Raw genomic sequence first — 25,160 nt, 5'->3', positions numbered from 1 at the left:
CGGTCACGCCGGCTTGCGGAGGCGGGCCGGCTGTGGATGAATACATCGTGAGCACATGCGCACATGCTTGCAAGCCGAATGAACAGATGTGCAAGAGGGGGCGGCGATGACCGTGACGGATGCCGCGGGGCCGGCGCTGGAGGGCGAACTGCCGTCCGGCAAGGTCCGCGATGCGCTGCGAGCAGCGCACCTGTACTACCTGCAGGACCTCACGATGGACGCCATCGCGAAGGAGCTGCACACCTCGCGATCCTCGGTATCGCGGCTGTTGAGCCACGCCCGCGCGACCGGACTGGTCGAGATCTCCATCCACTCGCCGCTCGACCTGCCGAGCCGGCTCGAGCAGGAGATCCTCGAGCGCCACGAGGTCTCGGCGCACGTCGTGCCGGTGCCCGACCACGCCAGCGACGTCGACCGGCTCGAGCGGGTCGCGCTCTCGGCTGCACGGATTCTCAGCCGCTTCATCGACTCGAACCAGACGATCGGCGTCGCGTGGGGCTCGACCATGAGCGCGATGAGCCGGCACCTCGCCCCCAAGGCGACGCACAACTCCGAGGTCGTGCAGCTCAACGGCGCGGGCAACCTCCGCACGACCGGCATCCTGTACGCCTCGGAGCTGCTGCGCCGCTTCGGCGACGCCTTCGGCGCTCGGGTGCAGCAGTTCCCGGTCCCCGCATTCTTCGACGATCCCGCCACGAAGCAGGCCTTCTGGCGGGAGCGCAGCACGCGGCGCCTGCTCGACCTGCAGGCCGGGATGGACGTGGCGATCTTCGGCATCGGCTCGCCCTTCGCCGAGGTGCCGAGCCACGTCTACCAGGGTGGCTACCTCGAGCGAGCCGACTACGAGTCGCTCTCGCGCGACGGTGTGGTGGGCGACGTCGCGACGGTCTTCTACCGAGCGGATGGATCGACCGAGGGCATCGCGATGAACGCGCGCGGCACCGGGCCCGACTTCGCGACGCTCCGACGCGCGCCCCGGCGCATCTGCGTCGTCTCGGGGCGGGCGAAGCTGCCGGGCTTGACCGGAGCCCTGGCGGCGGGACTCATCACCGACCTCATCATCGACGAGGGGACGGCACGCGACCTCGTCGGGGAGGCGTGATGCGGGTAGCCTGACCGTCGGATGACCGACCTGACCCGCCCGCCCGCACGACGCAGCCCGGCCGCGACCGCCGCGGTCGCGGTCGTCGTCGGCGTGCTCATCACCGCGGCCGGCCACCAGCTTGCCGCGACCGAGATGCACCGGCAGTTCTGGCCGTCGTGGGTCGCGGCCGACACTCGAAGCGACGACGCATCCGCCGCGTACGACGAGGCGATGGCGCTTGGCGAGGCCGCCGTGAGCCGGACCGAGGAGCTCGAGGCCGTCCTCACGCCCGACCTGGTGCGCGACCAGGACCGCACCGCGCTGACCGACGCGCTCGTGGGGCTGCGGTCCGAGCTCGACGAGGGTGCTGCCGCGGGCGCGGCACGGCTCGGCATCGTCGAGCTCACCGACCCCGATGCATTCGCTCCTGCCTGGGAACGGTACGCCGACCTGTGGGAGATCTCGGAGCTCGTCCCGGAGCGCATCGCGGCGGCGGAATCGAGCGAGGCCGCGACCGATGCCGTGCAGGCGGCGCGCGACGAGGTCGACGCGGCGACCGAGACGCTGGTCGCCGGCGCTCACGAGATCGCGCGCGCGGAGCTCGCCGCGAACCCGTCTGCGACGTTCCGCGCGCGGAGCACGCTGCAACAGCTCGTCGACGGCGCAGCGTCGACCACCGATGCCGCCGGGTTCACCGCGCTCGTGACCGCGGTCGCCGACGTCCGCGCGTCGCACGCGGCCGCGGTGGCCCGCGCCGACGCCAACCCGGTGCGTGCCGAGATCGAGGCGTTCGCGCGATCCATCGCGAACGGGGTCGCGCTCGACTTCGCCTGGGCGTACGAGGTCGCCGGGCTCGAGAGCGACACGTGGTACTCCGGCACGGCCGAATTCGGGGTCGACGGCGGCGAGTGGGGGCTGATCACGCTGAGCGAGAGCATCGAGTGGGCCTGGGGGAACGACCCCAACGCCGAGGCGGTCGTCGTCCACGAGGTGGGCCACACGCAGGTGATCCGCGAGGCGTGCCGCGCGCTGTTCGAGGAGGCCGGAAGCGACCACGAGTCATGGGCGACGGCCTGGGCGATCAGCATGGGCTACGACCTCCCCGGCGCCGGCATCGAGGCGTACGGGCGGCCGAGCGATGCGCAGGTCGCCGCGGCCGCCGAGTGCCGCTGACGCGTTCGGTGGTCGAGTAGCCCCGCGGCGAAGCCGCGCGCGTACCGAGGCCTGGAACCCGGGGAATACGACCCGCCCGCGTGCGTTGACCTAGAATCGAACACGAAACGTGCTCCGGGGTCGGTGCAAGTCCGAACCGGCGGTGAAAGTCCGCGAGCCGGGAGCGCGTGGCCGTCCGGCCATGCGCGAGCGGTTGAACCGGTGGAACTCCGGTACCGACGGTGAAAGTCCGGATGGGAGGCGGCACGTGTCGACGATGCTCACGAGCGCCGTCGACGTTTCCGGCGCCGCCGGGAGTCCCGGAGCCTGGAAGGCAGGCGACCGATGTCCACGGCGACGCACGCGGCGACGGATGTCGCGGTCATGCGCCGGGCGCTCGAGCTGGCCGAGCGCGGCCCCGCCCGAGGGGTGAACCCCCGCGTCGGATGCGTCATCCTCTCCCCCGACGGCGACGTGCTCGCCGAGGGATGGCACCGCGGTGCCGGCACCCCGCACGCCGAGGTCGACGCGCTCTCGGCGCTGCCGGCCGGCGCGGCGCGCGGCGCGACTGCGATCGTGACGCTCGAGCCGTGCAACCACACGGGACGCACCGGCCCGTGCGCGCAGGCCCTCGTCGACGCCGGCATCGCGCGCGTCGTGTACGCGGTCGACGACCCGGGCGATCACTCCGCCGGCGGGGCGCGCACGCTGCGGCACGCCGGCGTCGAGGTCGTGGCCGGAGTGCTGGCCGACGAGGTCGCGGCGTTCCTCGAGGACTGGCTGTTCGCAGCCCGGCACCGTCGTCCGCGCGTCACCGTGAAGTGGGCGTCGAGCCTCGACGGGCGCGCGGCCGCGGCGGACGGCACGAGCCAGTGGATCACCGGCCCCGAGGCGCGCGCCGACGTGCACCTGCGCCGCGCGGCATCCGATGCCATCGCGGTGGGCACGGGCACTCTGCTCACTGACGACCCGGCCCTCACCGCGCGCGACGCCGACGGCGAGCTGTTCGAGAACCAGCCCGTTCCCGTCGTGTTCGGGCGGCGCGAGGTGCCGCCGGGCGCCGCGCTCGGGCGCCATCCGCACGAGGCGATCCGGATGGCGGGGATGGACCTCGCCGCCGACCTCGCGGAGCTGCAGCGCCGTGGCATCCGCTCGCTCTTCATCGAGGGCGGCCCGAGGCTCGCGAGCTCGTTCCTCGCGGCCGGCCTGGCCGACGAGGTGCTCGTCTACCTCGCCCCTGCGCTCATCGGCGGCCCGCGGACCGCCATCGACGACCTGGGCGTCGCGACCATCGCCGACACCCTCCGCTACGACTTCACCGACCTGGTGCGACTCGGCGACGACCTGCTCGTCGTCGCTCGGCCACGAGCCGCCTCGCACGACGTAACTCCCACCCGAGAGAGGGCCTGACAATGTTCACCGGAATCATCGAGGAGCTCGGCGAGGTTATCCGCGTCGAGCCGAACGCCGACGTCGTGCGGCTGACCGTGCGCGGGCCGAAGGTCGTCGAGGGCGTGCGACACGGCGACTCGATCGCGGTCTCGGGCGTGTGCCTGACCGTGGTCGACGCCGACGCGTCCTCGTTCAGTGCCGACGTCATGGCCCAGACGCTGCGGATGTCGACGCTGGACACGGTCTCGACCGGACGTCCCGTGAACCTCGAGCGCGCGGCCCTCGTCGGCGATCGACTCGGCGGGCACATCGTGCAGGGGCATGTCGACGGCACCGCCGACGTGCTGGAGGTCCGGCCCGGCGACGAGTGGAGGGTCATCCGCTTCTCGCTTCCCGACGCGCTCGCCTCGCTCGTGGTCGACAAGGGCTCGATCTCGGTCGACGGCGTCTCGCTCACGGTCTCGGCGCTCGGCGATGAGGCGGACGGGTCGTGGTTCGAGGTGTCGCTGATCCCCGAGACGCTCGCCGCGACCACGCTCGGCCGGCTCGAGCCCGGCGACCGGGTCAACCTCGAGACCGACGTGCTCGCCCGACACGTGCAGCGGATGCTCCGCCTCGACGCGCACCGGTCGTTGCCGTCCTCACTCGCCGAGCCGGTCGGGGGTGCGCGATGAGCCTCGCGACGATGCCCGAGGTGCTCGACGCGCTGCGCGCGGGCAAGCCCGTGATCGTGGCCGACGACGAGGGCCGCGAGAACGAGGGCGACGCCATCATCGCGGCCGAGTTCGCGACGCAGGAGTGGATCGCGTGGATGGTCCGGCGCACGAGCGGGTACCTGTGCGCGCCGATGCCGAACGCGTACGCCGACCGGCTCCGCCTGCCGCCGATGGTCGAGCGCAACGAGGATGCGCGCGGCACCGCATACACCGTGTCGGTCGACGCCGCCGACCGCATCTCGACCGGCATCTCGGCGTCGGATCGCGCGCACACGCTGCGAATCCTCGCCGACCCCGCCGCGACACCCGATCGCCTGATCCGCCCCGGGCACATCCTGCCGCTGCGTGCGGTCGACGGCGGCGTGCGCGAGCGCGCCGGCCACACCGAAGCGGCGGTCGACCTGATGCGCCTCGCCGGCCTCTCCCCCGTCGCCGTGATCGGCGAGCTCGTCGCCGACGACGGCGAGATGATGCGACTGCCCGAGCTCATCACGCTCGGCGAGCGCGAGGGCCTGCCGGTCACGACGGTCGAGGCGCTCGTCGCCTGGCTGCACGAATGGCACGACGGCCAGGACCTCGCCGCGGGCGAGGAGCCCGAGGCGATCGTGGAGTCCTCGCGCGTGCAGTTCGAGGTCGAGACGAACCTGCCGACCATGCACGGCACGTTCCGCGTGCGCGCGTACCGCGACCGGAACACCGGCGCCGATCACCTCGCGATCATCGCGGGCGATCCCGCAGCCGATCCGGCGGGCGCGATCGCGCGCGTGCACTCGGAGTGCCTGACCGGCGAGGCGTTCGGCTCGCTGAAGTGCGAGTGCGGTCCCCAGCTCGACACCGCGCTCGCGGCGATCGCGGAGCGCGGCGGAGTGGTGATCTACCTCCGCGGTCACGAGGGTCGCGGCATCGGCCTGATCAACAAGCTGCGCGCCTACCGGCTGCAGGAGGGCGGGCTCGACACGCTCGACGCCAACCTCGCCCTGGGCCTGCCGATCGACGCGCGCGACTACACCGCGGCGAGCGCGATCCTCGACGACCTCGGCGTCGAGCGGGTGCGCCTGCTCACGAACAACCCCGAGAAGGTCCGCCAGCTCGAGGCGCACGGCATCCGCGTCGCCGACCGGCTGCCGCTCGTCGTCGGTGTCGGCGACGTGAACGCGGGCTACCTCGAGACCAAGCGCACCCGCATGGGTCATGCGATCGACGACGAGCAGCTGACGAATGGCGCTGCCGACGAACTCATGAAAGGACACGCAACATGAGCGGAGCCGGATCCCCCGAACTCGACGTCGACGGCCGCGGCCTCCGCGTCACGATCGTCGCCGGCAGCTGGCACGACGAGATCACCGACGGGCTCATCGCCGGCGCGACGCGCACGCTCGAGTCGGCCGGGGCCGCGTTCGAGCTGGTGCGCGTGCCGGGCAGCTTCGAGCTGCCGGTCGTCTCGAAGGCGGCGCTCGAGGCGGGCGCCGACGCGGTCGTGGCGCTCGGCGTCATCATCCGGGGTGGCACGCCCCACTTCGAGTACGTCTCGTCGGCCGCGACCGACGGCCTGACCCGGGTCGCCCTCGACACCGGCAAGCCCGTCGGCTTCGGCGTGCTCACCCTCGACGACGAGCAGCAGGGCCTCGACCGCGCCGGCCTGCCCGGCTCGAAGGAGGACAAGGGTCGCGAGGCCGCCGAGGCCGCCATCGCGACGGCGAACCTGCTACGGGGCCTGCGGGGCTGACGCCTCGTCCGCGTGTCTCCATCGCGGGCACACGGTCCACTTCCACGACCGAACCTGCTTGCGATGCGGCCACGCCGAACGCGCGGCATCCGACGTTCGAGGGGCTTCGTGGCCGGGCTCCCACGCCCGTCGTGGGCGCCGTGCAGCGTCGGGGCTCACGCCGCTGAGCGCGATCCTCGCGGTCGCCTGGCGCTGAGTCGTCGCACGACGTCGCCGAGCCGGCCCCACGCCCACCACGCGGCGAGGCCGACGGCGAAGGACGCCGCGATCGCGAGCGGTGGCGACACCTCCTCGATCGGCGGGTAGACCTGCCAGTGCGTCAGGTACACGAACAGCGAGGCGGATGCCACGGTGCCGATCGCGCCCGCCAGGAACGCCGGCACCGGCAGGCTCGTCACCCAGATCAGCAGGCCGAGCCCGATGATCACGATCGACTCGCGCAGCGGATCGCCGAAGAAGCCCGGCACGGTCGCGAGCACGATCGCGGTCGCGGCGACCCGACGCGGAAGCGTCGTCGAGCGGGCGACGAGCCATCCGAGCGCGATCAGCCACGCGATCGCGGGCAGCGCGTAGCGCATCGGCGAATCGGGCGTGATGCCGCCCGACACGATGAACCGCCACGCCAGCGCAGCGCCGAGCACGGCGAGCGCGAACGCGTACGGATGCCGCCGCTCGAGCGCGTTGACGCCCGGCACCGCGAACAGGACCGCGAGGCCCACGAACGACCAGATCAGCGCCTCGAGGAACCAGAACTGCCACTGTTCGCTCCACGCGGTCGCGCCGGGCACCGCCCAGTTGGACAGCAGCACCGTGGCGGGATCGTACGTGCCGGCGATGAGCGCGACACCGCCGATCCACAGCACAGCCGGGACTGCGAGGGCGCGGACGCTGCGGAGCAGGCCGCGCACGCGGCGCATCCGAGCGGTCCGTTCATCGCCCGCGCGGGCGCCGCCGCCGCTGAGGCGGAAGCGCGCGAGGTTGAATCCGGCGACCGCGAGCAGGAGGTGCGCGCCGCCCTTGACCTGCACGACGTCGGCGTGCGTCGCGACGATGAGCAGGATCGCGGCGGCACGGAGCACGACCGAGGTCTCGAGCCGGGCGACCCGGCGGCGCGGGCGCGGTTGGGCTCGGGCTGCCGGGTTTCGAGACGGGTGCTGCGCGCCCTCCTCAACCACCACAGTCGACTCGTCGGCCGGGCGCTGCGCGCCCTCCTCGGCCACGACGTCGACGGCGAGATCCCGGATGCGCCGGCTCGGCCAGTCCGCGGGCAGGGCGCCGATGCGCTCCTCGAGCCGGAGCGCGAGCTCCACGTAGTTCAGCGAGTCGCCGTCGAGCGTCGTGAAGCTGTCGTCCTCGGTCGCGTCGGGACGCGCGAGCAGTTCGGCGCAGAGGTCGCGGAGGGCGGACGCCGAGGTCGCCGCCGCGGTCGGCGCCGACCCCGCGGCATCCGTCGCCGTCGCCGTCGCGTTCGTGGTCGTCGCCGCGGCGCGCAGCAACGACGCGTGCGCGCGCAGCGCCGCGTGGTCGGGCTTGCCGTTCGCCGTGCGCGGGAACTCGGCGAGCGCGTGGACATCGAAGGCGTGCGTCGGCAGCCCGGTGTGCCGCTGCACCGCCTCGCGGGCGGCCGCGACGAACCGCTCGTGCCGCACGAACGCCGCGAGCCGCTCGTCGACCCCGACGGTGCGGGCCTCGATGCCGTCGGCGGCGAGCAGGCGCTCGATGCGGTCGAGGTCGAGCCGCAGCCCGAAGCCCTTCACGAACCGGCTGATCCGCCCGGTGATCTCGTAGAGCCCGTCGTCCCGCCGGCGGGCGAGATCCCCGGTGCGGAGCTCGTCGAGCTCGGGTCCGCGGGCCAGGTCGGACGGCGTCTCGGCGTAGCCCATCATCACGTTGGGCCCCGAGTAGACCAGCTCGCCCTCGCCGGGCGCACCGCCGCCGACCGCCTCGTCGATGCGGAACGACCCGCCCGGAATCGGCATGCCGATCGCTCCGGCGGCCGAGGACGCGAGCGACGGCGGCAGGTACGCCATCCGCGCGGTCGCCTCGGTCTGCCCGTACATCACGACGACCTCGAAGCCGCGCTCGCGGCCGAGGTCGGCGAGCGCGCGCACACGCTCGGGCGCGAGCCGTCCGCCGGCCTGCGTCACGTACCGCAGCGTGGGCAGCCGGCGCTGCGCGAAGTCGGTCGACTCGAGAAGCTCGTACGTGTAGGGCACGCCGGCGAACGACGTCGCGCCGGCCGCGTCGAACTCGCTCCAGAACTCGGGCTCGACGACCGAGCGATCGGTGAGCAGCAGGCTGCCGCCCGAGATGAGGTGGCTGTTCACGACCGACAGCCCGTAGCAGTAGTGCAGCGGCAGCGGCGTCGCCGCGCGGTCGTCGGGCGTCAGGCGCAGGTAGTCGGCGATGCTGCGCGCGTTGCTCAGCACGTTCGCGCGCGACAACCGGACGAGCTTCGGCGAGCCCGTCGATCCCGAGGTGCTCGCGAGCAGGGCCAGCTCGGGATGGAACGTGTGGCGACTGCCCGCGCCGCGGTGGTCGAGCTCGACGTCCGCGCCATCCGGGCCGGCCGTGGCGATCACGTCGGGCCGGTACCGGTCGATCAGGCCCTCGAGGCCGGGTGCGCCATCCGCCCCGCTCGCCTGCAGCAGCACCGGGTGGCCGCCCGCGAGCGCCGCGAGGTAGGTCACCACGGTCTCGATCGTGTTCGAGCCGGCGAGGAACACCAGGCGGCGGCCGGTGCCGAGCGCGGCACGGCGGTCGGCGACGCGCTCGGCGAGTTCGGCGTAGTCGATCGACGCGTCGCGCGTCAGGATCGCCGGCGCGGCGGCCTCGCCCCCGAGCAGGTCGAGCACGGCGGGCTCGGTCCTGGTCAGGGTGGTGCGCATGCGGGGACTCCGGAATCGGAAGAGAAGAGACGCCGGGAAGCGTCAGAGGTAAGGCTAACCTTACGTGACATACCGACCAGGCCGAAATCGGATGGCGCGACCGTTCGTCGCACGCTTCGACCGCTCGTCGTGCTCGATTCGCCGGCGCGCCGCGCCGTGCATAGGGTGTGGGCGTTGCCACAAGCAGCGGTTCCGCGCCGACGCGGTGCGGCGCCCCACAATGAAGTGCCGCGCGCCGGCCATCCTCACCATCGGAGTCCCGTCCTGCCATGACCGCAACCCAATCCCCCGCCGACTCGACGGCGCCGGCCGCGCCGGCCGCCGGCACCGCGCCCGCCAACTCGCGCAGCCGCGTCATCCTCGCCAGCCTCGTCGGCACCACGATCGAGTTCTACGACTTCTACGCGTACGCGACCGCGGCCGTGCTCGTCTTCCCCATCCTCTTCTTCCCGACGGGCAACGAGACGACCGCCCTGCTGTCGTCGTTCGCCGTGTTCGGCGCCGCGATGGTCGCCCGACCGATCGGCGCGATCGTGTTCGGCCACTTCGGCGACAAGTACGGCCGCAAGGCGACGCTCGTCGCGTCCCTGCTCACGATGGGCATCGCGACGTTCCTCATCGGCCTGCTGCCGACCCACGAGCAGATCGGATGGTTCGCGGCGCTGTTCCTGCTGATCCTCCGCCTCGCGCAGGGCTTCGCGCTCGGCGGCGAGTGGTCGGGCGCCGCGCTCGTCGCGACCGAGAACGCACCGAAGGGCAAGCGCGCCTGGTACGGGACCTTCCCGCAGCTCGGCGCGCCGATCGGCTTCATCATCGCGAACGGCGTGTTCCTCGCGATCAACCTGCTCTCGCCGTCGCGCGAGTGGTTCTTCGAGTGGGGATGGCGCGTGCCGTTCCTGTTCTCGGCCGTCATGGTCATCGTCGGTCTCTGGGTGCGCCTCAAGCTCGTCGAGTCGAGCACCTTCACCAAGGCCGCCGAGAAGGGTGCGATCCGCAAGCTGCCGCTCGGCACCGCGTTCAAGCACAACTGGCGCGAGCTCATCCTCGGCACGTTCATCATGTTGGCCACGTACGTGCTCTTCTACCTGATGACGAACTTCACGCTGTCGTACGGCACGAAGGCCGCCGACCTCGAGGCCGCGAGCGCCGCCGCACAGGCCACTGCCGAGGCATCCGGCCAGCCGTTCGACGCCGATGCGTTCGCGGCTGCCTTCTATCCCGGACTCGGGTTCACCTATCCCGACTTCGTGATGATGCAGATCATCGGCGTCGTGTTCTTCGGTGTCTTCACGCTCCTCTCCGGCCCGATCGCCGACGCGATCGGCCGCCGTCGCCTGCTGATCTGGGTGACGGTCGCGATCATCGTGTTCGGCCTGACGTTCAACCTGTTCCTGATGCCGCAGCTCGACCCGAAGTTCACCGGCGCCCTGACGCAGGCGTTCCTCATCTTCGGCTTCGTGCTCATGGGCTCGACGTTCGGTCCGATGGGCGCGATCCTGCCCGAGCTGTTCCCGACGAACGTGCGGTACACCGGCTCGGCCGTGGCGTACAACGTCTCGTCGATCCTCGGCGCCGCCGTGGCCCCGCTCATCGCGGTCGCCCTGTGGGCCGCGGCCGACGGCCAGCCGTGGCCGGTCGGCATCTACCTCTCGGTCATGGGCGTGCTGACGCTCGTCGCGCTGCTCATCTCGAAGGAGACCAAGGACGTCGACTACGACGACGCCGGCGTCGGCGCTCGCGGCCGGCTCGCCGAGGGCGAGGCCGAGGCGGCCTCGCTGTAGCGCGTCGCGCCTGACACAGGGCGGATGTCGCGGGCTCACGAGCCCCGCGGCATCCGCCCTGTTCCGTTCGTGTTGCGGGTTCGTTCCACGCCCGTGACGGATGGCGCGACCCCCTTCTGGGCGCTCGGGTCGCGGCGTACCATGACGCCGACAGGGTCGCCGGGACCTCAGCCGGCAACGTCGACGCCCGGCCCCGGAGACGGCGGGTGCGCGGATGAACATGACGATGGACATGATGAAGGGCGCGATGTCGGCGTCGGACATGCCTATGAAGGACATGGACATGTCGATGATGCAGGAGTGTATGGAGGCCCTCTCCGCGTGCATGCAGGCGTGCGTCATGTGCGCCGATGCGGACGCGGGCGAGGGTATGGGCCGCTGCGCGGCGATGTGCTCCAACTGCGCCGACGTGTGCGACAGCATGATGCGGATGATGCTCCGCACCACCGGCTACGACTCGCAGGTCATGATGTCGATGATGGAGACGTGCGTGAAGATGTGCCGCGCGTGCTCCGCCGAGTGCATGATGCACGCCGACATGAGCGAGCACTGCCGCATGTGCGCGATGGCGTGCGACCAGGCCGCCATGGCGATGGAGAAGATGATGGGCGCGATGAAGGAGATGATGCCCAGCTAGACGGCGGCCACCGAGAATCGGTCGTCGCCCCGGGCGAGGACGCCGTAGACGCCGTGGAGCGCGACCGGGTCGCCGACGGCGAGCTGCCCGGTGAACGCGCCGTGGTGCCAGACGCGGTGCACGCCGCCGTCGAGGTCGAGGAGTTCGACGAACCCGTCGGCGCCCGAGGCGGTCACGACGGCGTCGACCCAGCGGCTGGCCGCGATGCGGGACAGGCGGTCCTGCATCGCGTGCAGGCCGTGCCCGGGCCGATCGCTCGAGCACGTCTCGCCCTCGACGCAGCCGCGCATGCCCATCGCGAGGCCCGTGCGGGACTCGGCGGCGGCGTGCGGCTGGTGGGTCGACATGCGTGGCTCCTCTGGGTTCGTACCGTGCAGGCGACGATACGCCCGGGCTGCGCGGATGTCGCGGCGCGCCGTCACACGCGGAAACAGTGCTCCCGCGTCAGGCGAGGAACAGCGCCCGCAGCCGCTTGGTGGTGAAGAACATGCCGAGCGCGATCATCACGACGTAGTAGCCGACGTGGATGAGCATGGCCGGACCGACAGCCCCCGTCGTCAGGCCGCGCACGAGTTCGACGCCGTGCCACAGGGGCAGCGCCTGGATCACCCACTGGATCGGCTCGGGGTAGACCGAGAGGGGGTAGAACGTCGCCGAGAAGAGGAACATCGGCAGCATCACGAAGTTGATCCAGTCCATCTCCTGGAACGACTTCAGGTAGCTCGTCACCGCCATCCCGACGCTCGCGAACCCGAACGCGATGAGCAGCACCGCGGGGATCGCGAGCAGCGCCCACCACGACAGCGCGAGTCCGAGCACCTGCATCACGACCATGAACCCGGCGGCGTACAGGCCACCGCGCAGCAGGGCGAGCGAGATCTCGCCGAGCGCGACGTCGAGCGGGCCGAGCGAGGTCGCGAGCATGCCCTCGTAGAGCTTGGCGAACCGGATCTTGAAGAACACGTTCCAGGTGGAGTCGTAGATCGCGCCGTTCATGGCCGCCACGGCGAGCAGGGCGGGAGCGATGAACGCCGCGTACGGCACCTCGCGCCCGTCGACGGTCACGGTGCCGACGAGGGCACCGAGGCCGATGCCGAGCGAGAGCAGGTAGAAGATCGGCTCGAACAGGCCGCTGAGCATGACGAGCCAGTTCGTGGATCGCGTGGCGCGCCATCCGCGGTACATCACCGATCGGGCGTTGCCGGCGTACAGCGCCCCGACGCCGCGACGGGTGCGGTACTGGGCGGCGTGGTCGACGGTGGTCATGCCGTCAGCCTCCGGAACGCGATGCGGCGCGACCACACCCACCCGACCGCGGTCATGGCCACGAGCACGACGACGTGGAGCGCCGTGAGCCAGATCGGCTCGGGGTAGCCGAAGGTGAGGACCCGCGCGAGCTCGGTGCCGTGCCACAGGGGCGAGAGCCATCCGATCCACTGGAGGAACCACGGCAGCTCGGAGAGCGGGAAGAACGTGCCCGAGAACAGCGTGAGCGGCAGCACGATGAGCCGCTCGACCATCGCGAGCTGCCCGGTGTCCTCGCGGATCGTCGAGGCGTACGCCATGAGCAGCGTGCCGAACGCCATGCCGGTGAGGGTCGCGACGAGGATCGCGAGCCAGCCGGTCGCCGACGGCACGGCGCCGAAGAGCAGCATGAACGCGAAGTACACGGCCATCGTCGCCGCGAGGCGGATGACCACCGAGATGACCAGGCCGTCGACGATCTGGCCAGGCCTGATGGGGCCCGAGTGGATGCCGCTGAACGTCGGGTTCCACTTGTAGCCGAGCAGCACCGGATACGAGAACTCGATCGTCGCGGTCGTGAGTCCCGCGCTGCACAGCAGGGCGGGCGCGACGTAGACGAGGTAGCCGACGCCGGCGGCCTCGGCGCCCAGGTTCTGGTCGACGAGCGTGGCGAGCCCGACGCCCATCGCGTAGAGGTAGATGAGCGGCTCGCCGAACCCGGTCGCGATGATCGTCTGCCCGTACGACCACATGACGCGCAGGCGGTGCTCGGCGACGTACCAGGCGCCGAAGCGCCGCGGCCGGGCGCCGCCGGCGAGGGCGAGGCGCGCGTCGTCGGAAGCGCCGGCGTTGGTCGCCGGGGTCTCGACACGGCCCTCCCGGCCTCCTCGACTGACGGAATGGTCGCTCATTCGATGAGGCTCCGTCCGGTCAACCTGAGGAACACGTCCTCGAGGCTCGAGCGCCGCACGAGGCTCGTGAGCGGGTGCAGGCCTGCGTCGGAGATGCGCTCGAGCTCGGCCTCGCCGTCGCCCGTGTAGACGAGGATGCGGTCGGGCAGGACCTCGACGCGGTCGCCCGTGCCCTCGAGAGCGCGCGCCACCTCTTCGTTGCGGTCGGAGCCGAATCGCAGCTCGAGCACCTCGCGCGACGAGTGCCGTCGGATGAGCTCGGCCGGCGTTCCCTCGGCCATGATCCGGCCGTGGTCGACGACGATGAGCCGGTCGCACAGCTGCTCGGCCTCGTCCATGTAGTGCGTCGTGAGCACCAGCGTCTTGCCCTGCTCCTTGAGGCGGAACAGGCGATCCCAGAGGATGTGCCGGGCCTGGGGGTCGAGCCCGGTGGTCGGTTCGTCGAGCAGCAGGATGCGCGGGTCGTTGATGAGGGCCCGCGCGATCGTGAGTCGGCGCTTCATGCCGCCGGAGAGCGCGTCGACCTTCGCGGTGCCGCGATCTTCGAGCTGGGCGAAGCGCAGCAGGTCGTCGGCCCGCTCGGCGACCACGCGTCGCGGCAACCCGAAGTAGCGCCCGTAGACGAGCAGGTTCTCGCGCACGCGCAGTTCGGCGTCGAGGTTGTCGGCCTGCGGCACGACCCCGAGCTGCGAGCGGATGTCGGGACCGTGCCGGTCGGGATCGAGCCCGAGGATCGACAGCTCGCCGCCGGTGCGCGCCGAGACCGCGCCGATCATGCGCATGGTCGTCGACTTGCCGGCCCCGTTGGGCCCGAGCAGTCCGAACGACTCGCCGGGCGCGACCTCGAACGAGAGCCCGTCGACGGCGGCGAACTCCCCGTATCGCTTGACGAGGTCGGCGGCGACGATCACGGGCTGCGGCACGGTTCCCCACCCTAGACCCGGGGGCCGACATAGCATGGCGCCATGCAGCCCGACCCCTCCCCCGGCGCCGGGAGCGCCATCCGCGTCAGCGACCGGGTCCGCGAAGCCGTCGCCGCGGGGCGCCCGGTCCTCGCGCTCGAGTCGACGATCCTCACGCACGGCCTCCCGCGGCCGCGCAACCTCGAGGTCGGCCTCCAGGCCGAGGCCATGGTGCGCGAGGCGGGGGTCGAGCCGGCGACGATCGGGGTCGTGAGCGGGATCCCGGTCGTGGGACTCGAGCCCGACGACATCCGGCGCCTCTGCACGACAGAGACCGTCGTCAAGGCGAGCACGCGCGACCTGCCGATCGCCCGGGCGCAGCGGCTCGACGCGGGCACGACCGTCGCGGCGACCGCGTGGCTCGCGCATCGCGCCGGCATCCGGGTGTTCTCGACCGGTGGGCTCGGAGGCGTGCATCGCGGTGCGGGCGAGACGTTCGACGAGTCGGCCGACCTCCCGACGCTCGCGGTCACGCCCATCACGCTCGTGAGCGCGGGCGTGAAGTCGATCCTCGACATCGCCGCGACGCTCGAGCGGATCGAGACGCTCGGCATCCCCGTGGTGGGTTATCGCACCGACCGGTACCCCGGCTTCTACGTCGCCGACTCCGGCTTCCCCGTGCCGGCGCGCGTCGAGTCGGCGGGCGAGATCGCGGCGCTCGCCCGGGCGCGCGACGAGCTCGGGCTGCCGTCGGCGGTCCTCGTGGCGAACCCCATCGCCGAGGCCGACCAGCTCGACCCGGCCGAGCACGATCGCGTCCTCGGCGAAGCGCTCCAGGCGGCGGATGACGCGGGCATCACCGGGCACGACACCACGCCGTTCCTCCTCGACCACGTCCAGCGTGAGACCGGCGGACGCAGCCTCGAGGTGAACCTCGCCGTCTACTTCGGCAACGCGCGCCTCGGCGCGGAGATCGCGCGTGAGCTCGCCGGCTGAAGCGGCCGAGCCGGCTGGGCCTGCGGAGCGCGCCGGGCACCGGACGCCGGGCGTGCTCGTGGTCGTCGGCGACCTGCTCGAGGACATCGTGGTGTGGGCGACCGAGCCGATCCGCGCCGCGACCGACTCGGCGGCGCAGGTGTTCCGCTCGCGGGGCGGGAGCGCGGCGAACGTCGCGGCGCACGCGGCGACGCTCGCACCCACGCGGTTCATCGGTCGCGTCGGCGACGACGGTGCGGGCCGGGCACTCGAGAGCGCGCTCGCCGCGACAGGAGTCGACGTGCGCGTGCAGCGTGCCGGCCGTTCGGGCGCGGTCGTGCTCATCGTCGCGCCCGACGGCGAGCGCACGATGTTCCCCGACCGCGCCGCCGCGGCCGAGCTCGAGGACGTCGACCCGGGCTGGCTCGACGGCGTCGACTGGGTGCACGTGCCGAGCTACGGGCTCGAGCACGAACCCATGCGCGGCGAGGTCCGGCGGCTCGTGGCGCTCGCGCGAGAGCGCGGTGCGACGGTGTCCGTCGACGCATCCTCGACCGGCCTGCTCGAGACCCTGGGGGTCGAGCGCGCGCTCGGGTGGATCGCCGGGCTCCGGCCCGACGTGCTGTTCGCGAACGAGACCGAGGCGACGCTGCTCGGGGTCGCCAGCGGCGGCGGGATCGCGGCATCCGTCGCCCGGCGCGTCGTCGTCAAGCACGGACCCGAGCCGACCGAGGTGTTCGACGACGGCAGGCTCGACGTGCGCGTGCCCGTGGCCCCGGTCGCGTCGGTGCGCGACCTCACCGGTGCGGGCGACGCGTTCGCCGCGGGCTACGTCGCCGCAGCCCTGGCCGGGGCGGATGCCACGGGGTGCTGCCTCGCCGGGCACCGGCTCGCGGCATCCGTCATCGCCTCGCCCGGCGGCGACGTCAACGGCGGTTGACGTGGTGCTCTTCGTCAACTACGGTTGACGCATGGACGACGGCACCCTGAAGACCGCGATCGCCGCGGCCGACGGCGACGACCCGTACCGCGCGCTTCGGCGCATCCGCGCCGCGCGCGTCGAGCTCACCAGCGAACTCGATCGAGCCGAGGCGGCCGCGGTGCGCCGCGCCCGCGCATCGGGCTCGAGCTGGCAGCTCATCGCGCTCGCGCTCGACGTGAGCAAGCAGGCAGTGCACAAGAAGTACGGGCGCGCGTAGCCGCGATCCATCCACAGGCGCGCACTTCCGCGGGCCCGGCTCCCAGCCGGGCGACGTATGCTGCAAGGCGGCCCGGCGAGCGCCACGACAGATGCCGCAGCCGCGCGCCATGCGAGCAGGAAGACGACATGAGCGACATCGAGACCCGTCCCGGCACCCGAGCCGCCGCGCGTGCAGCCGAGCGCGCTGCCGAGCGCACCGCGCGCACCGGCGGCATCCCGCTGCCCGGCCGCCGCGCCACGGCCTCCGACCGTCCGAACGCGGAGCGTCCCGCATCCGCCCCCGGCGCCGGCGGAGAGCGGCGCCGCAGCCCCTTCGGCCGCCGTGGCGAGACGCCGCCCGGCCCCCGCGCGACCTTCCGCCAGCTGCTGCCGTTCATCTTCGAGCACCGGCCGGTGCTCATCCTCGTCGCCGTGCTCTCGGTCATCGGCGCCGTCGCGAGCCTCGCCCAGCCGCTGCTCGTCGGCCGCGTCATCACCATCGTCGAGGCGGGCGACCCGCTCGACGGACTCGTCTGGGCGCTCGTCGCGCTCGTCGTCGTCAGCGCGGTCATCACCGGCTACCAGCACTACCTGCTGCAGCGCACGGGCGAGGGCGTCGTGCTCTCGAGCCGGCGGCGCCTCATCGCCAAGATCCTGCACCTGCCCATCGCCGAGTTCGACACGCGTCGCACGGGCGACCTCGTCTCGCGCGTCGGCAGCGACACCACGATGCTCCGGGCCGTGCTCACGCAGGGCCTCGTCGAGGCGGTCGGCGGAGCCGTCACGTTCGTCGGCGCCCTCATCGCGATGCTCATCATCGACGCGACGCTGCTCGGGCTCACCGGGCTCGTCATCGCGATCGCCATCACGACCGTGACCCTCCTGTCGTCGCGCGTGCGCGAGGCGTCGCACGCCGCGCAGGCCAAGGTCGGCGACGTCGCGGCATCCGTCGAACGCGCCATCACCTCGGTCCGCACCATCCGCGCCGCCGGCGCCACCGAGCGCGAGGTCGCGGCCGTCGACCGCGAGGCCGAGGGCGCCTGGTCGATGGGCGTGCAGGTCGCGAAGGTCTCGGCGCTCATCGTGCCGATCGCGGGCATCGCGATGCAGGTGTCGTTCCTCGTCGTGCTCGGCGTCGGCGGCTTCCGCGTCGCATCGGGCGCGATCACCGTCGCCGACCTCGTCGCGTTCATCCTCTTCCTGTTCATGATGATCCTGCCGCTCGGCCAGGCGTTCGGCGCGATCACCTCGGTCAACCAGGCGCTCGGCGCGCTCGGCCGCATCCAGGAGATCCTCGACCTGCCCGACGAAGACGCACACGATCGACAGCTCGCCGCTCGCGCCGTGGTCGTCGGCCCCGCCAACGAGGGCCTGCTGCCCGACTCGCCCGCCATCGAGTTCGACGACGTGCACTTCGCGTACGCGCTCACGCGCCCCTCCGACCCGGCCGACCCCGCCAACGACTCGCCCGACGAGCACCTGCCCGAGCCCGACGTCACCGAGCGGCAGCCGGTCCTGCGGGGCGTCTCGTTCCGGGTGCCGCGCGGGCAGCGCATCGCGCTCGTCGGGCCGTCCGGGGCCGGCAAGTCCACGATCCTCTCCCTCATCGAGCGGTTCTACGACCCGAGCGTCGGTACGGTCCGCATGGGCGGGCTCGACCTCCGCGCCCTCGAGCGGGCCGAGCTGCGCGCCCAGATCGGCTACGTCGAGCAGGATGCGCCCGTGCTCGCCGGCACGATCCGCGACAACCTCAAGCTCGGCAGCCCCGACGCCACCGACATCGAGTGCGAGCACGTGCTCCACGCGGTGAACCTGGGGTCGGTGCTCGAACGCGACCCGGCCGGGCTCGACGCGCAGGTCGGCGAGAACGGCATCATGCTCTCCGGCGGCGAACGACAGCGGCTCGCGATCGCCCGAGCGCTCCTGGCGGCCCCGCCGATCCTGCTGCTCGACGAGTCGACGTCGTCGCTCGACGGCGTGAACGAGCGCATGATGCGCGAGGCGATCGACGCGGTCGCCGCCGGCCGCACGCTGATCGTGATCGCGCACCGGCTTTCGACCGTCGTCGACTCCGACCGGATCGTCGTGATCGACGAGGGTCGCGTGATCGGCGAGGGCACCCACCAGCAGCTCGTCGAGACCGTGCCGCTCTACCGCGAGCTCGCGGAGCACCAACTCCTGGTCTGAGTTCATTCGCGCGCCGGTCCCCGCCCGGCGCGCCGTGGTCGAGCGGGCGTGGCCGCTTCTCAGGGTTATCCCCCATGCCCACCCGGGGCGGACTCCGATGCCGGGTCAGCGCATCGTTCGTAGCGTGGCCTCCATCGCAATCCCGGCGCGCTCGCGCCGCCCCACACGGAGGACCACCATGACGCTGCTCGATTCCCCCCGGACCGCCGGCCCCGCGGTCCTCTCCTCGCGCGACCTCGTCGCCGCCCTCGACACCCCGCCGGTCGACGACGCGCCCAGTGCGTCCGCGCCCGGATTCGACCAACTCCGCAGCCGCCTGCAGACCTGGCTGCGCGAATGGGACACCCAGCGCCTGCCCGCATTCGAGCAGGCGCGCACGGTCAGTCCCGACGGCGAGCGGACCAGCGCACTGCGCTCGGCCCCCGCGCGGGCCGACGGCGCCGTGCGCATCACCGCCAGCCTGTACGACGCACCGAACCGCCAGGGCGATGCCCTCGCCTGGTCGCGTCACTGGGTCAGCGCCGCCGTGCTGCCCGCCGCACCCGTCGACGGCCGTCTCTTCTACCGGTTCCGCGCCGGAAGCCGGCTCGTACTCGACGGCCACGCCGAGACCGCGCTCGCCTCGACGAGCGTGCACGTCGGCGTGTCGGCGGATGCCGCGACCTCGAGCCCGTTCGACGCACCTGGTTTCGGCACGCCCGTGTGCCGTCCGCTCGTCGGCGTCGAGGCCCGCGAGGACGTCGACGCACGTGCCGAGCACGACATCGAGGGTTCGATCGACCTGCGCGCCGGCGATACCCCGGCCATCGCGATCGTCCTCGGCGCCGACGTCGTCTTCCGCGACGGCTGGATGCGCGTGCACGAGGGTTCTGGCCTCTGGATCGGCTCCGCCGGCGGCGGACCGACCGGATCGGTCGAGGTGCGGTTCGCACCGTCCGCCCTGCTCGACCTGTTCGGCCAGGCCGGCATCGCCTGACGAGCGGCCCACTGCTCGCCCGAAGCGTCCCATGCGGCGTACCCTCGCCGCATGGGACGCTTCGCCGTGGTGCTTCCGCTCGAACCGCTCGCCGCGGGCGACGGCTTCCCGGTCTCGGCGTGGCCGCTGCACGTGACGGTCATCGAGCCCTTCGAGACGCGCCACGATGCCGCGTGGGTCGCCGAACTCCTCACGCCCGTCCTGCACGGGCGCCGACCCGTCGAGGTGGAATCCTTCGACCGCGCGATGTTCGGCCCGAAGCGCGACGTGCCCGTCACGCTGGTCCGCGACCGCGGGCCGCTCGGCGCGATGCGCACACGACTCCTCGGCGCGCTTCGCGACGCCGACGTCGACGTCGCGCGGGCCCGGCTCGACTACCGCCCGCACGTGACCGACAACTCGCACGGCTCGATCGCGCCCGGGCGCGCCATCCGGCTCAGGCAGGCGGCACTCGTCGACCTCCGGCCACCCGAGGGACGCGCGATGCGCACCGTCGCGGCCGTGTGGCCGCTGGACGCCTAGCGCCGACGGGCCCCACGCGGGCTTCAGAAGCCGCCGCGATCCCATTCCCGGACCTGCGGATCGTCACGGCGGCGTACACCTCCGGCGAGCGCGCGGGCGGATCCGCGCGCATCCGCCGGAACTACACGCGCTCGGCGCCTCCGGCCGGTGCCGGAGCGGCGGCGGCGGGCGCGGTCGCGCCGGTTGCGTCGTCATCGACGGCGCCAGCACGCCACCTCTGCCACGGCCAGCGTCCGGTGATCTCGACGGCGAGCGACCAACTCAGGAATGTCCGGATCAGCACGATGAGCGCGAGCACCGCGACCGATTCGAGGGTCGGCGTCACGGCGACCGTGCGGATGATGTCCGCCGCGACGAGCAGCTCGAGGCCGACCAGGATGCCCCGGCCCAGCACGCGACGGAATCGCTCGTAGACCGGGCCGGTGCGCCGGAGGCGCCGAACCGCGGCATCCGCCACGGCGTAGACCACGCCGACGACGATCGCCAGGACTCCAACGATGTCGATGACCTCGCCGACGCGTGTGATGATCGTGCCGAACTCCATGCCGCCCTCCACGGCTCACGGTAGACCCGCCGCGGACGCTGGCGTCGGACGCGCCGCGCGTGGCGCGGAGCGGGTCCACGCGACCCCGTCGATGCCGCGCCGTCCCCGGTTGGGGTCTTCCGGGGCCGGGCGCGCGGGACGAGAATGCGAGCATCGGCCGACGATCACGCCGGTCGAGCGTATCGACAGGGGGTCGATCATGAGGATTTCCAGCGTCCTGCTCGCCGCAACCCTGGCAGTCGGCGGCTCGATGGCCGTGGCCGTGCCTGCCCAGGCGGCCGATACCACCTACACCGCGCACCTCAGCGCCGCGGACGAAGTGCCGACGAACGTGTCGCTCGCCCACGGACAGGTCGTGCTGAAACTGTCCAGCGACGGCACCGAGCTCGAGTACCGACTCATCGTCGCCAACCTGGACAACCCGGTCGCGGCGCACATCCACCTCAGCCCCGAGGGCGTGAACGGCCCGGTCGTCGCCTTCCTGTTCGGTCCGGCCGCACCCGCCGGCGGGCAGACCAGCGGCGTCATCGCGACCGGCACGATCACCGCGGACGACCTGGTCGGACCGCTGGCGGGCCAGCCGCTGAGCGTGCTGATCGACGCGATCGAGGACGGGAACGCGTACGTCAACGTCCACACGAACGACGGCGACCCGTCCACGTCGGGTGGGCCTGGCGACATCCCCGCCGGGGAGATCCGCGGTCAGCTCGACTGATCGACCTGCGCGCCGACGCAGGAGAAGGGCGACGGATGCCGCGGGCGAGGCGCGCCTTCCCGTGCACGCCGCGCCCGCGGCATCCGTCGCCGTGCGCGCACCCCCATGCGCGCGGCCGCCGGCCGCCCCCGCCCAGGGACGGCCGGCCGCGATCGATCGCTACGCGACCTGCTGCTGCAGGTGGTAGCGCAGGCTCGACAGCTCGGCGTTGAGGGCGGCAGGCACCCGGTCGCCGAACTGGGCGAAGTACTCCTCGGTGAGGTTGCACTCCGCGAGCCAGGTCTTCGGGTCGACCTCGAAGAGGTGGTCGACCGTGTCCTGCGAGATCTCGAGCCCGTCGAGGTCGAGCGAACCCTCGGCGGGGAGCAGCCCGATCGGCGTCTCCCGCGCCTCGGCAGTGCCCTCGACGCGACCGACGATCCACTCGAGCACGCGCGAGTTCTCGCCGAACCCGGGCCAGAGGAACGAACCGTCGTGGCCCTTGCGGAACCAGTTGACCTGGAAGATTCTCGGCGCGTTCGTGCCGAGGATCCGGCCCATCTTCACCCAGTGGCCCCAGTAGTCGGCCATGTTGTAGCCGCAGAACGGCAGCATCGCGAACGGGTCGCGGCGGAGCTCGCCCACGGTGCCCTCGGCCGCCGCGGTCTGCTCGGACGAGATCGTGGCGCCCATGAACACGCCGTGCTTCCAGGTGCGCGCCTCGGCGACGAGCGGCACGTTCGTGGCGCGGCGGCCGCCGAAGAGGATCGCGTCGATCGGCACGCCGTCATGCGCGTCCCAGTCGTCGGAGATCTGCGGGCACTGCGCCGCCGCGACGGTGAAGCGCGAGTTGGGGTGCGCGGCCGGGCGGCCCGATTCCGGCGTCCAGGCGTTGCCCTCCCAGTCGATGAGCTCGGCGGGCGCCGTGTCGGTCAGGCCCTCCCACCACACGTCGCCGTCGGGCCGCAGCGCGACGTTCGTGAAGATCGTGTTGCCCCACAGCGTCTGGACCGCGGTCGGGTTCGTCGACTCGCCCGTGCCGGGCGCGACGCCGAAGAAGCCCGCCTCGGGGTTGATCGCGTAGAGGCGGCCGTCCTCGCCGGGACGCATCCACGCGATGTCGTCGCCGATGGTCTCGACCTTCCAGCCGGGGATCGTGGGCTGCAGCATCGCGAGGTTCGTCTTGCCGCACGCCGACGGGAACGCCGCGGCGACGTGGTAGGCCTGACCCTCGGGCGAGGTGATCTTGATCAGCAGCATGTGCTCGGCGAGCCATCCCTCATCTCGGGCCATCACCGATGCGATGCGCAGAGCGAAGGCCTTCTTGGCCAGCAGGGCGTTGCCGCCGTAGCCGGAGCCGTACGACCAGATCTCGCGCGAGTCGGGGAACTGCACGATGTACTTCGTCTCGTTGCAGGGCCATTCGACGTCGTCGCGGCGGTGGCCGACGCCGTCGACGAGCGGGTAGCCGACCGAGTGGATGGTGCGCACCCACGGTTCCCCCGCCTCGATGAGGCGGTACACCTGCTCGCCCATGCGCGTCATGATGCCCATGGAGAGCACGACGTAGGGCGAGTCGGTGATCTCGACACCGAGCTGGCTGATCTCGCCGCCGAGCGGGCCCATCGAGAAGGGCACGACGTACATCGTGCGGCCCTTCATCGAGCCGTCGAAGACGTGCGAGAGCTCCTCGCGCATGGCGTGCGGGTCGCGCCAGTTGTTCGTGGGGCCCGCGTCCTCTTCGTAGGTCGAGCAGATGAACGTGCGGTCCTCGACGCGCGCGACATCCGACGGGTCGGTGCGGGCCAGGAAGCTGTTCGGACGCCACTCGGGGTTGAGCTTGATCATCTTGCCCTCGGCGACGAGCTGCTTGGTGAGCAGGTCGGCCTCGTGCTTCGAGCCGTCGCACCAGACGATCTCGTCGGGCTTGGTCAGTGCGGCGATCTCGGCGACCCAGGCGCGAAGGGCGGGATCGGTGGTGCCGTGCGGGCGCTCCTCCGCGTCCGAGGCGGATCCGGAGGCGCTGACCGAGAAGTCGGAGATGGTCATCGTCGTCCCTTTCGTGGAGGTTCGGGAGCCCCAGGTTCGGTGGCGTGTTTCCAGTCTGCGAGAAGACGAGGCATCCATTCAGCCCCTTGACGTGTTAAGAACGCGCGATCTTTCGATATTCTGAAGGCATGAAGCTCGGCAGCCCCGACCTGGCCACGCTCGGCCACCGTATCCGGCACTACCGCGGCGAGCGCGGGTTCACGCTCGACCAGCTCGGCGAACGCGTGGGGCTCGCCGGCAGCCAGCTCTCGCTCATCGAGAACGGCAAGCGCGAGCCGAAGCTGTCGACGCTCGACGCGCTCGCCTCGGCGCTCGAGGTCGAGATGACCGACCTCCTTTCGCGCGAGGCGCCGAGCCGCCGCGCCGCGCTCGAGCTCGAGCTCGGCCGCGCGCAGTCCAGCCCGCTCTACGCCACCCTCGGCCTGCCGCACGTCAAGCCGTCGCGCGGCATGAGCGACGAATCCCTCGAGGCGATCGTGGGCCTGCACCGCGAGCTCGAGCGCCGTGCGGGCGAGGCGATCGCGACACCCGAAGAGGCGCGCCGCGCCAACACCGATCTGCGCGAGCGCATGCGCGACCAGGCGAACTACCTGCCCGAGATCGAGGACCTCGCCGAGGAGCAGGTGCGTGCCGCCGGGCACCGCTCGGGCGCGCTCACGCACCGCGAGGTGAGCGTCATGGCCGAGCGACTCGGGTTCCAGCTCATCTACGTCAACGACCTGCCCGACTCGACCCGCTCGATTACCGACCTGGCGAACGGCCGCATCTACCTGCCACCCGCGTCGATCCCGGGCGGGCACGGCCTGCGCTCGATGGCGCTGCAGGCGATGGCGCACCGGCTGCTCGGGCATACTCCCCCGGCGAGCTACGACGAGTTCCTCTGGCAGCGACTCGAGATCAACTACTTCGCCGCGGCGGCCCTCATGCCGCAGGACGCATCGGTCGCGTTCCTGCAGGACGCGAAGAAGGAGAAGCGGCTCGCGATCGAGGACTTCCGGGATGCGTTCGGCGTGACGCACGAGGCCGCGGCGCTGCGGTTCACGAACCTCGCGACCGAGCGGCTCGACATGACCGTGCATTTCCTGCGCGTCAACGGCGACGGTGCCCTGCTGAAGGGCTACGAGAACGACGGCCTGCCGCTGCCGACGGATGTCACGGGGTCGATCGAGGGCCAGTGGGTGTGCAAGAGGTGGAGCGCGCGCACGGCGTTCGAGCACACGAACCGCACGACCGAGAACTACCAGTACACCGACACGCCCGCCGGCACCTACTGGTGTGCCACGCAGACGGGTCGAACGGATGCCGCGGAATTCTCGATCACGATCGGCGTGCCGTTCAGCCAGGCGAAGTGGTTCCGCGGCCGCGAGACCACCGTGCGCGCGAGCTCGACGTGCCCCGACGAGTCGTGCTGCCGCCGCGCGCCGAACGAGCTCGCTGAGCGGTGGTCGGGCCAGGCGTGGCCGAGCGCGCGGCTGCACGCGCACGTGCTCTCCCCGCTCCCGTCGGGCACGTTCCCCGGCGTCGACGACGTTGAGGTGTACGCGTTCCTCGAGGCGCACGCGGGCGAGTAGCCGGCCGGGCGGCGCGGTCGCCTTCGCA

General features: G+C 72.1%; 23 protein-coding genes and 1 riboswitch. Of the genes, 16 read left to right on the top strand and 7 right to left on the bottom strand.

Annotation, left to right across the window (positions count from 1 at the left end):
• The first annotated feature begins 106 nt into the window (after positions 1–106).
• From ACFQ58_RS12355 to ribH, 6 genes are all read left to right on the top strand, one after another.
• The gene (locus ACFQ58_RS12355; protein ID WP_376951411.1) at positions 107–1,102 is read left to right on the top strand and encodes a sugar-binding transcriptional regulator; all 996 of its coding nucleotides are present in this window, start codon (positions 107–109) and stop codon (positions 1,100–1,102) included.
• Between the two features lie 21 nt (positions 1,103–1,123).
• The gene (locus tag ACFQ58_RS12350) at positions 1,124–2,257 is read left to right on the top strand and encodes a hypothetical protein (protein ID WP_376951410.1); all 1,134 of its coding nucleotides are present in this window, start codon (positions 1,124–1,126) and stop codon (positions 2,255–2,257) included.
• Positions 2,258–2,362: 105 nt separating this feature from the next.
• Positions 2,363–2,508: riboswitch (FMN riboswitch) on the top strand.
• Between the two features lie 73 nt (positions 2,509–2,581).
• On the top strand, positions 2,582–3,646 hold the full coding sequence (gene ribD, locus ACFQ58_RS12345) for a bifunctional diaminohydroxyphosphoribosylaminopyrimidine deaminase/5-amino-6-(5-phosphoribosylamino)uracil reductase RibD (protein ID WP_376951409.1): 1,065 nt from the start codon (positions 2,582–2,584) through the stop codon (positions 3,644–3,646).
• Between the two features lie 2 nt (positions 3,647–3,648).
• The gene (locus ACFQ58_RS12340) at positions 3,649–4,302 is read left to right on the top strand and encodes a riboflavin synthase (RefSeq protein WP_376951408.1); all 654 of its coding nucleotides are present in this window, start codon (positions 3,649–3,651) and stop codon (positions 4,300–4,302) included.
• Positions 4,299–5,603 carry a GTP cyclohydrolase II gene (gene ribA / locus ACFQ58_RS12335; RefSeq protein WP_376951407.1) on the top strand — a complete coding sequence of 435 codons (1,305 nt, stop codon included), beginning with the start codon at positions 4,299–4,301 and terminating at the stop codon, positions 5,601–5,603. The genes ACFQ58_RS12340 and ribA overlap by 4 nt, the downstream gene beginning before the upstream one ends.
• Positions 5,600–6,070, top strand: coding sequence for a 6,7-dimethyl-8-ribityllumazine synthase (ribH, locus tag ACFQ58_RS12330; protein WP_376951406.1), 471 nt, complete (start codon positions 5,600–5,602; stop codon positions 6,068–6,070). The genes ribA and ribH overlap by 4 nt, the downstream gene beginning before the upstream one ends.
• A gap of 155 nt (positions 6,071–6,225) precedes the next feature.
• Here ribH and ACFQ58_RS12325 read toward each other — a convergent pair whose 3' ends face one another.
• Positions 6,226–8,958, bottom strand: a complete 2,733-nt coding sequence (locus ACFQ58_RS12325) for an AMP-binding protein (RefSeq protein WP_376951405.1) — start codon at positions 8,956–8,958, stop codon at positions 6,226–6,228.
• 269 nt (positions 8,959–9,227) lie between these two features.
• On the opposite strand from ACFQ58_RS12325, the gene ACFQ58_RS12320 reads away from it, so the two are divergent.
• On the top strand, positions 9,228–10,739 hold the full coding sequence (locus tag ACFQ58_RS12320) for an MFS transporter (protein ID WP_376951403.1): 1,512 nt from the start codon (positions 9,228–9,230) through the stop codon (positions 10,737–10,739).
• Between the two features lie 214 nt (positions 10,740–10,953).
• The gene (locus tag ACFQ58_RS12315; RefSeq protein WP_376951402.1) at positions 10,954–11,376 is read left to right on the top strand and encodes a hypothetical protein; all 423 of its coding nucleotides are present in this window, start codon (positions 10,954–10,956) and stop codon (positions 11,374–11,376) included.
• On the opposite strand, the gene ACFQ58_RS12310 is transcribed toward ACFQ58_RS12315, so the two are convergent.
• The 4 genes from ACFQ58_RS12310 to ACFQ58_RS12295 all read right to left on the bottom strand — a co-directional run bounded on the left by ACFQ58_RS12310 (position 11,373) and on the right by ACFQ58_RS12295 (position 14,455).
• The gene (locus ACFQ58_RS12310; RefSeq protein WP_376951401.1) at positions 11,373–11,723 is read right to left on the bottom strand and encodes a hypothetical protein; all 351 of its coding nucleotides are present in this window, start codon (positions 11,721–11,723) and stop codon (positions 11,373–11,375) included. The two genes, ACFQ58_RS12315 and ACFQ58_RS12310, sit on opposite strands and share 4 nt — an antisense overlap.
• Positions 11,724–11,820: 97 nt before the next feature.
• Complete coding sequence (locus ACFQ58_RS12305; RefSeq protein ID WP_376951400.1) at positions 11,821–12,642, bottom strand: ABC transporter permease; 822 nt, start codon at positions 12,640–12,642, stop codon at positions 11,821–11,823.
• On the bottom strand, positions 12,639–13,532 hold the full coding sequence (locus ACFQ58_RS12300; protein ID WP_376951399.1) for an ABC transporter permease: 894 nt from the start codon (positions 13,530–13,532) through the stop codon (positions 12,639–12,641). Before ACFQ58_RS12300 ends, ACFQ58_RS12305 begins: the two co-directional genes overlap by 4 nt.
• Positions 13,529–14,455 (bottom strand): ABC transporter ATP-binding protein, encoded by a 927-nt coding sequence (locus ACFQ58_RS12295; protein WP_376951398.1) that lies wholly within the window; start codon positions 14,453–14,455, stop codon positions 13,529–13,531. The genes ACFQ58_RS12300 and ACFQ58_RS12295 overlap by 4 nt, the downstream gene beginning before the upstream one ends.
• A 42-nt stretch (positions 14,456–14,497) precedes the next feature.
• Here ACFQ58_RS12295 and ACFQ58_RS12290 point away from each other — a divergent pair, with 42 nt between their 5' ends.
• The 6 genes from ACFQ58_RS12290 (at position 14,498) to ACFQ58_RS12265 (ending at position 20,274) form a co-directional block, all read left to right on the top strand.
• Positions 14,498–15,430 (top strand): pseudouridine-5'-phosphate glycosidase, encoded by a 933-nt coding sequence (locus ACFQ58_RS12290; protein ID WP_376951397.1) that lies wholly within the window; start codon positions 14,498–14,500, stop codon positions 15,428–15,430.
• A complete protein-coding gene (locus ACFQ58_RS12285) occupies positions 15,414–16,349 on the top strand; it encodes a carbohydrate kinase family protein (protein WP_376951396.1) in 936 nt (311 codons plus the stop codon). The genes ACFQ58_RS12290 and ACFQ58_RS12285 overlap by 17 nt, the downstream gene beginning before the upstream one ends.
• A 31-nt stretch (positions 16,350–16,380) precedes the next feature.
• Positions 16,381–16,608 (top strand): hypothetical protein, encoded by a 228-nt coding sequence (locus tag ACFQ58_RS12280; RefSeq protein ID WP_376951395.1) that lies wholly within the window; start codon positions 16,381–16,383, stop codon positions 16,606–16,608.
• 128 nt (positions 16,609–16,736) lie between these two features.
• Positions 16,737–18,776, top strand: a complete 2,040-nt coding sequence (locus tag ACFQ58_RS12275) for an ABC transporter ATP-binding protein (protein ID WP_376951393.1) — start codon at positions 16,737–16,739, stop codon at positions 18,774–18,776.
• 178 nt (positions 18,777–18,954) lie between these two features.
• Entirely contained in the window at positions 18,955–19,752 is a 798-nt protein-coding gene (locus ACFQ58_RS12270; RefSeq protein WP_376951391.1) for a hypothetical protein, read from the top strand.
• 51 nt (positions 19,753–19,803) lie between these two features.
• Positions 19,804–20,274, top strand: a complete 471-nt coding sequence (locus ACFQ58_RS12265) for a 2'-5' RNA ligase family protein (protein WP_376951390.1) — start codon at positions 19,804–19,806, stop codon at positions 20,272–20,274.
• 121 nt (positions 20,275–20,395) lie between these two features.
• On the opposite strand, the gene ACFQ58_RS12260 is transcribed toward ACFQ58_RS12265, so the two are convergent.
• On the bottom strand, positions 20,396–20,818 hold the full coding sequence (locus tag ACFQ58_RS12260) for a DUF1622 domain-containing protein (RefSeq protein WP_376951389.1): 423 nt from the start codon (positions 20,816–20,818) through the stop codon (positions 20,396–20,398).
• A gap of 199 nt (positions 20,819–21,017) precedes the next feature.
• Between ACFQ58_RS12260 and ACFQ58_RS12255 the strand changes: the two genes are divergently transcribed.
• Positions 21,018–21,533, top strand: coding sequence for a CHRD domain-containing protein (locus tag ACFQ58_RS12255; protein ID WP_376951387.1), 516 nt, complete (start codon positions 21,018–21,020; stop codon positions 21,531–21,533).
• Between the two features lie 159 nt (positions 21,534–21,692).
• Here the strand turns inward: ACFQ58_RS12255 and ACFQ58_RS12250 are convergent, their stop codons facing one another.
• Positions 21,693–23,561 (bottom strand): phosphoenolpyruvate carboxykinase (GTP), encoded by a 1,869-nt coding sequence (locus ACFQ58_RS12250; RefSeq protein ID WP_376951386.1) that lies wholly within the window; start codon positions 23,559–23,561, stop codon positions 21,693–21,695.
• A gap of 128 nt (positions 23,562–23,689) precedes the next feature.
• On the opposite strand from ACFQ58_RS12250, the gene ACFQ58_RS12245 reads away from it, so the two are divergent.
• Entirely contained in the window at positions 23,690–25,132 is a 1,443-nt protein-coding gene (locus ACFQ58_RS12245) for a helix-turn-helix domain-containing protein (protein WP_376951385.1), read from the top strand.
• Positions 25,133–25,160: the final 28 nt, after the last annotated feature.

The organism is Agromyces sp. NPDC056523 (assembly GCF_042794545.1).
GTDB lineage: Bacteria > Actinomycetota > Actinomycetes > Actinomycetales > Microbacteriaceae > Agromyces.
The sequence above is the reverse complement of the archived record's forward strand: the minus strand, read 5'-3'. Positions and strand labels throughout refer to the sequence as shown.

Bases quoted from the DNA above. Each gene is read 5' to 3' on its own strand.
- ACFQ58_RS12355 (WP_376951411.1), top strand. From the start codon at position 107: ATGACCGTGACGGATGCCGCGGGGCCGGCGCTGGAGGGCGAACTGCCG.
- ACFQ58_RS12350 (WP_376951410.1), top strand. From the start codon at position 1,124: ATGACCGACCTGACCCGCCCGCCCGCACGACGCAGCCCGGCCGCGACC.
- ribD (WP_376951409.1), top strand. From the start codon at position 2,582: ATGTCCACGGCGACGCACGCGGCGACGGATGTCGCGGTCATGCGCCGG.
- ACFQ58_RS12340 (WP_376951408.1), top strand. From the start codon at position 3,649: ATGTTCACCGGAATCATCGAGGAGCTCGGCGAGGTTATCCGCGTCGAG.
- ribA (WP_376951407.1), top strand. From the start codon at position 4,299: ATGAGCCTCGCGACGATGCCCGAGGTGCTCGACGCGCTGCGCGCGGGC.
- ribH (WP_376951406.1), top strand. From the start codon at position 5,600: ATGAGCGGAGCCGGATCCCCCGAACTCGACGTCGACGGCCGCGGCCTC.
- ACFQ58_RS12325 (WP_376951405.1), bottom strand. From the start codon at position 8,958: ATGCGCACCACCCTGACCAGGACCGAGCCCGCCGTGCTCGACCTGCTC.
- ACFQ58_RS12320 (WP_376951403.1), top strand. From the start codon at position 9,228: ATGACCGCAACCCAATCCCCCGCCGACTCGACGGCGCCGGCCGCGCCG.
- ACFQ58_RS12315 (WP_376951402.1), top strand. From the start codon at position 10,954: ATGAACATGACGATGGACATGATGAAGGGCGCGATGTCGGCGTCGGAC.
- ACFQ58_RS12310 (WP_376951401.1), bottom strand. From the start codon at position 11,723: ATGTCGACCCACCAGCCGCACGCCGCCGCCGAGTCCCGCACGGGCCTC.
- ACFQ58_RS12305 (WP_376951400.1), bottom strand. From the start codon at position 12,642: ATGACCACCGTCGACCACGCCGCCCAGTACCGCACCCGTCGCGGCGTC.
- ACFQ58_RS12300 (WP_376951399.1), bottom strand. From the start codon at position 13,532: ATGAGCGACCATTCCGTCAGTCGAGGAGGCCGGGAGGGCCGTGTCGAG.
- ACFQ58_RS12290 (WP_376951397.1), top strand. From the start codon at position 14,498: ATGCAGCCCGACCCCTCCCCCGGCGCCGGGAGCGCCATCCGCGTCAGC.
- ACFQ58_RS12280 (WP_376951395.1), top strand. From the start codon at position 16,381: ATGGACGACGGCACCCTGAAGACCGCGATCGCCGCGGCCGACGGCGAC.
- ACFQ58_RS12275 (WP_376951393.1), top strand. From the start codon at position 16,737: ATGAGCGACATCGAGACCCGTCCCGGCACCCGAGCCGCCGCGCGTGCA.
- ACFQ58_RS12270 (WP_376951391.1), top strand. From the start codon at position 18,955: ATGACGCTGCTCGATTCCCCCCGGACCGCCGGCCCCGCGGTCCTCTCC.
- ACFQ58_RS12265 (WP_376951390.1), top strand. From the start codon at position 19,804: ATGGGACGCTTCGCCGTGGTGCTTCCGCTCGAACCGCTCGCCGCGGGC.
- ACFQ58_RS12260 (WP_376951389.1), bottom strand. From the start codon at position 20,818: ATGGAGTTCGGCACGATCATCACACGCGTCGGCGAGGTCATCGACATC.
- ACFQ58_RS12255 (WP_376951387.1), top strand. From the start codon at position 21,018: ATGAGGATTTCCAGCGTCCTGCTCGCCGCAACCCTGGCAGTCGGCGGC.
- ACFQ58_RS12250 (WP_376951386.1), bottom strand. From the start codon at position 23,561: ATGACCATCTCCGACTTCTCGGTCAGCGCCTCCGGATCCGCCTCGGAC.
- ACFQ58_RS12245 (WP_376951385.1), top strand. From the start codon at position 23,690: ATGAAGCTCGGCAGCCCCGACCTGGCCACGCTCGGCCACCGTATCCGG.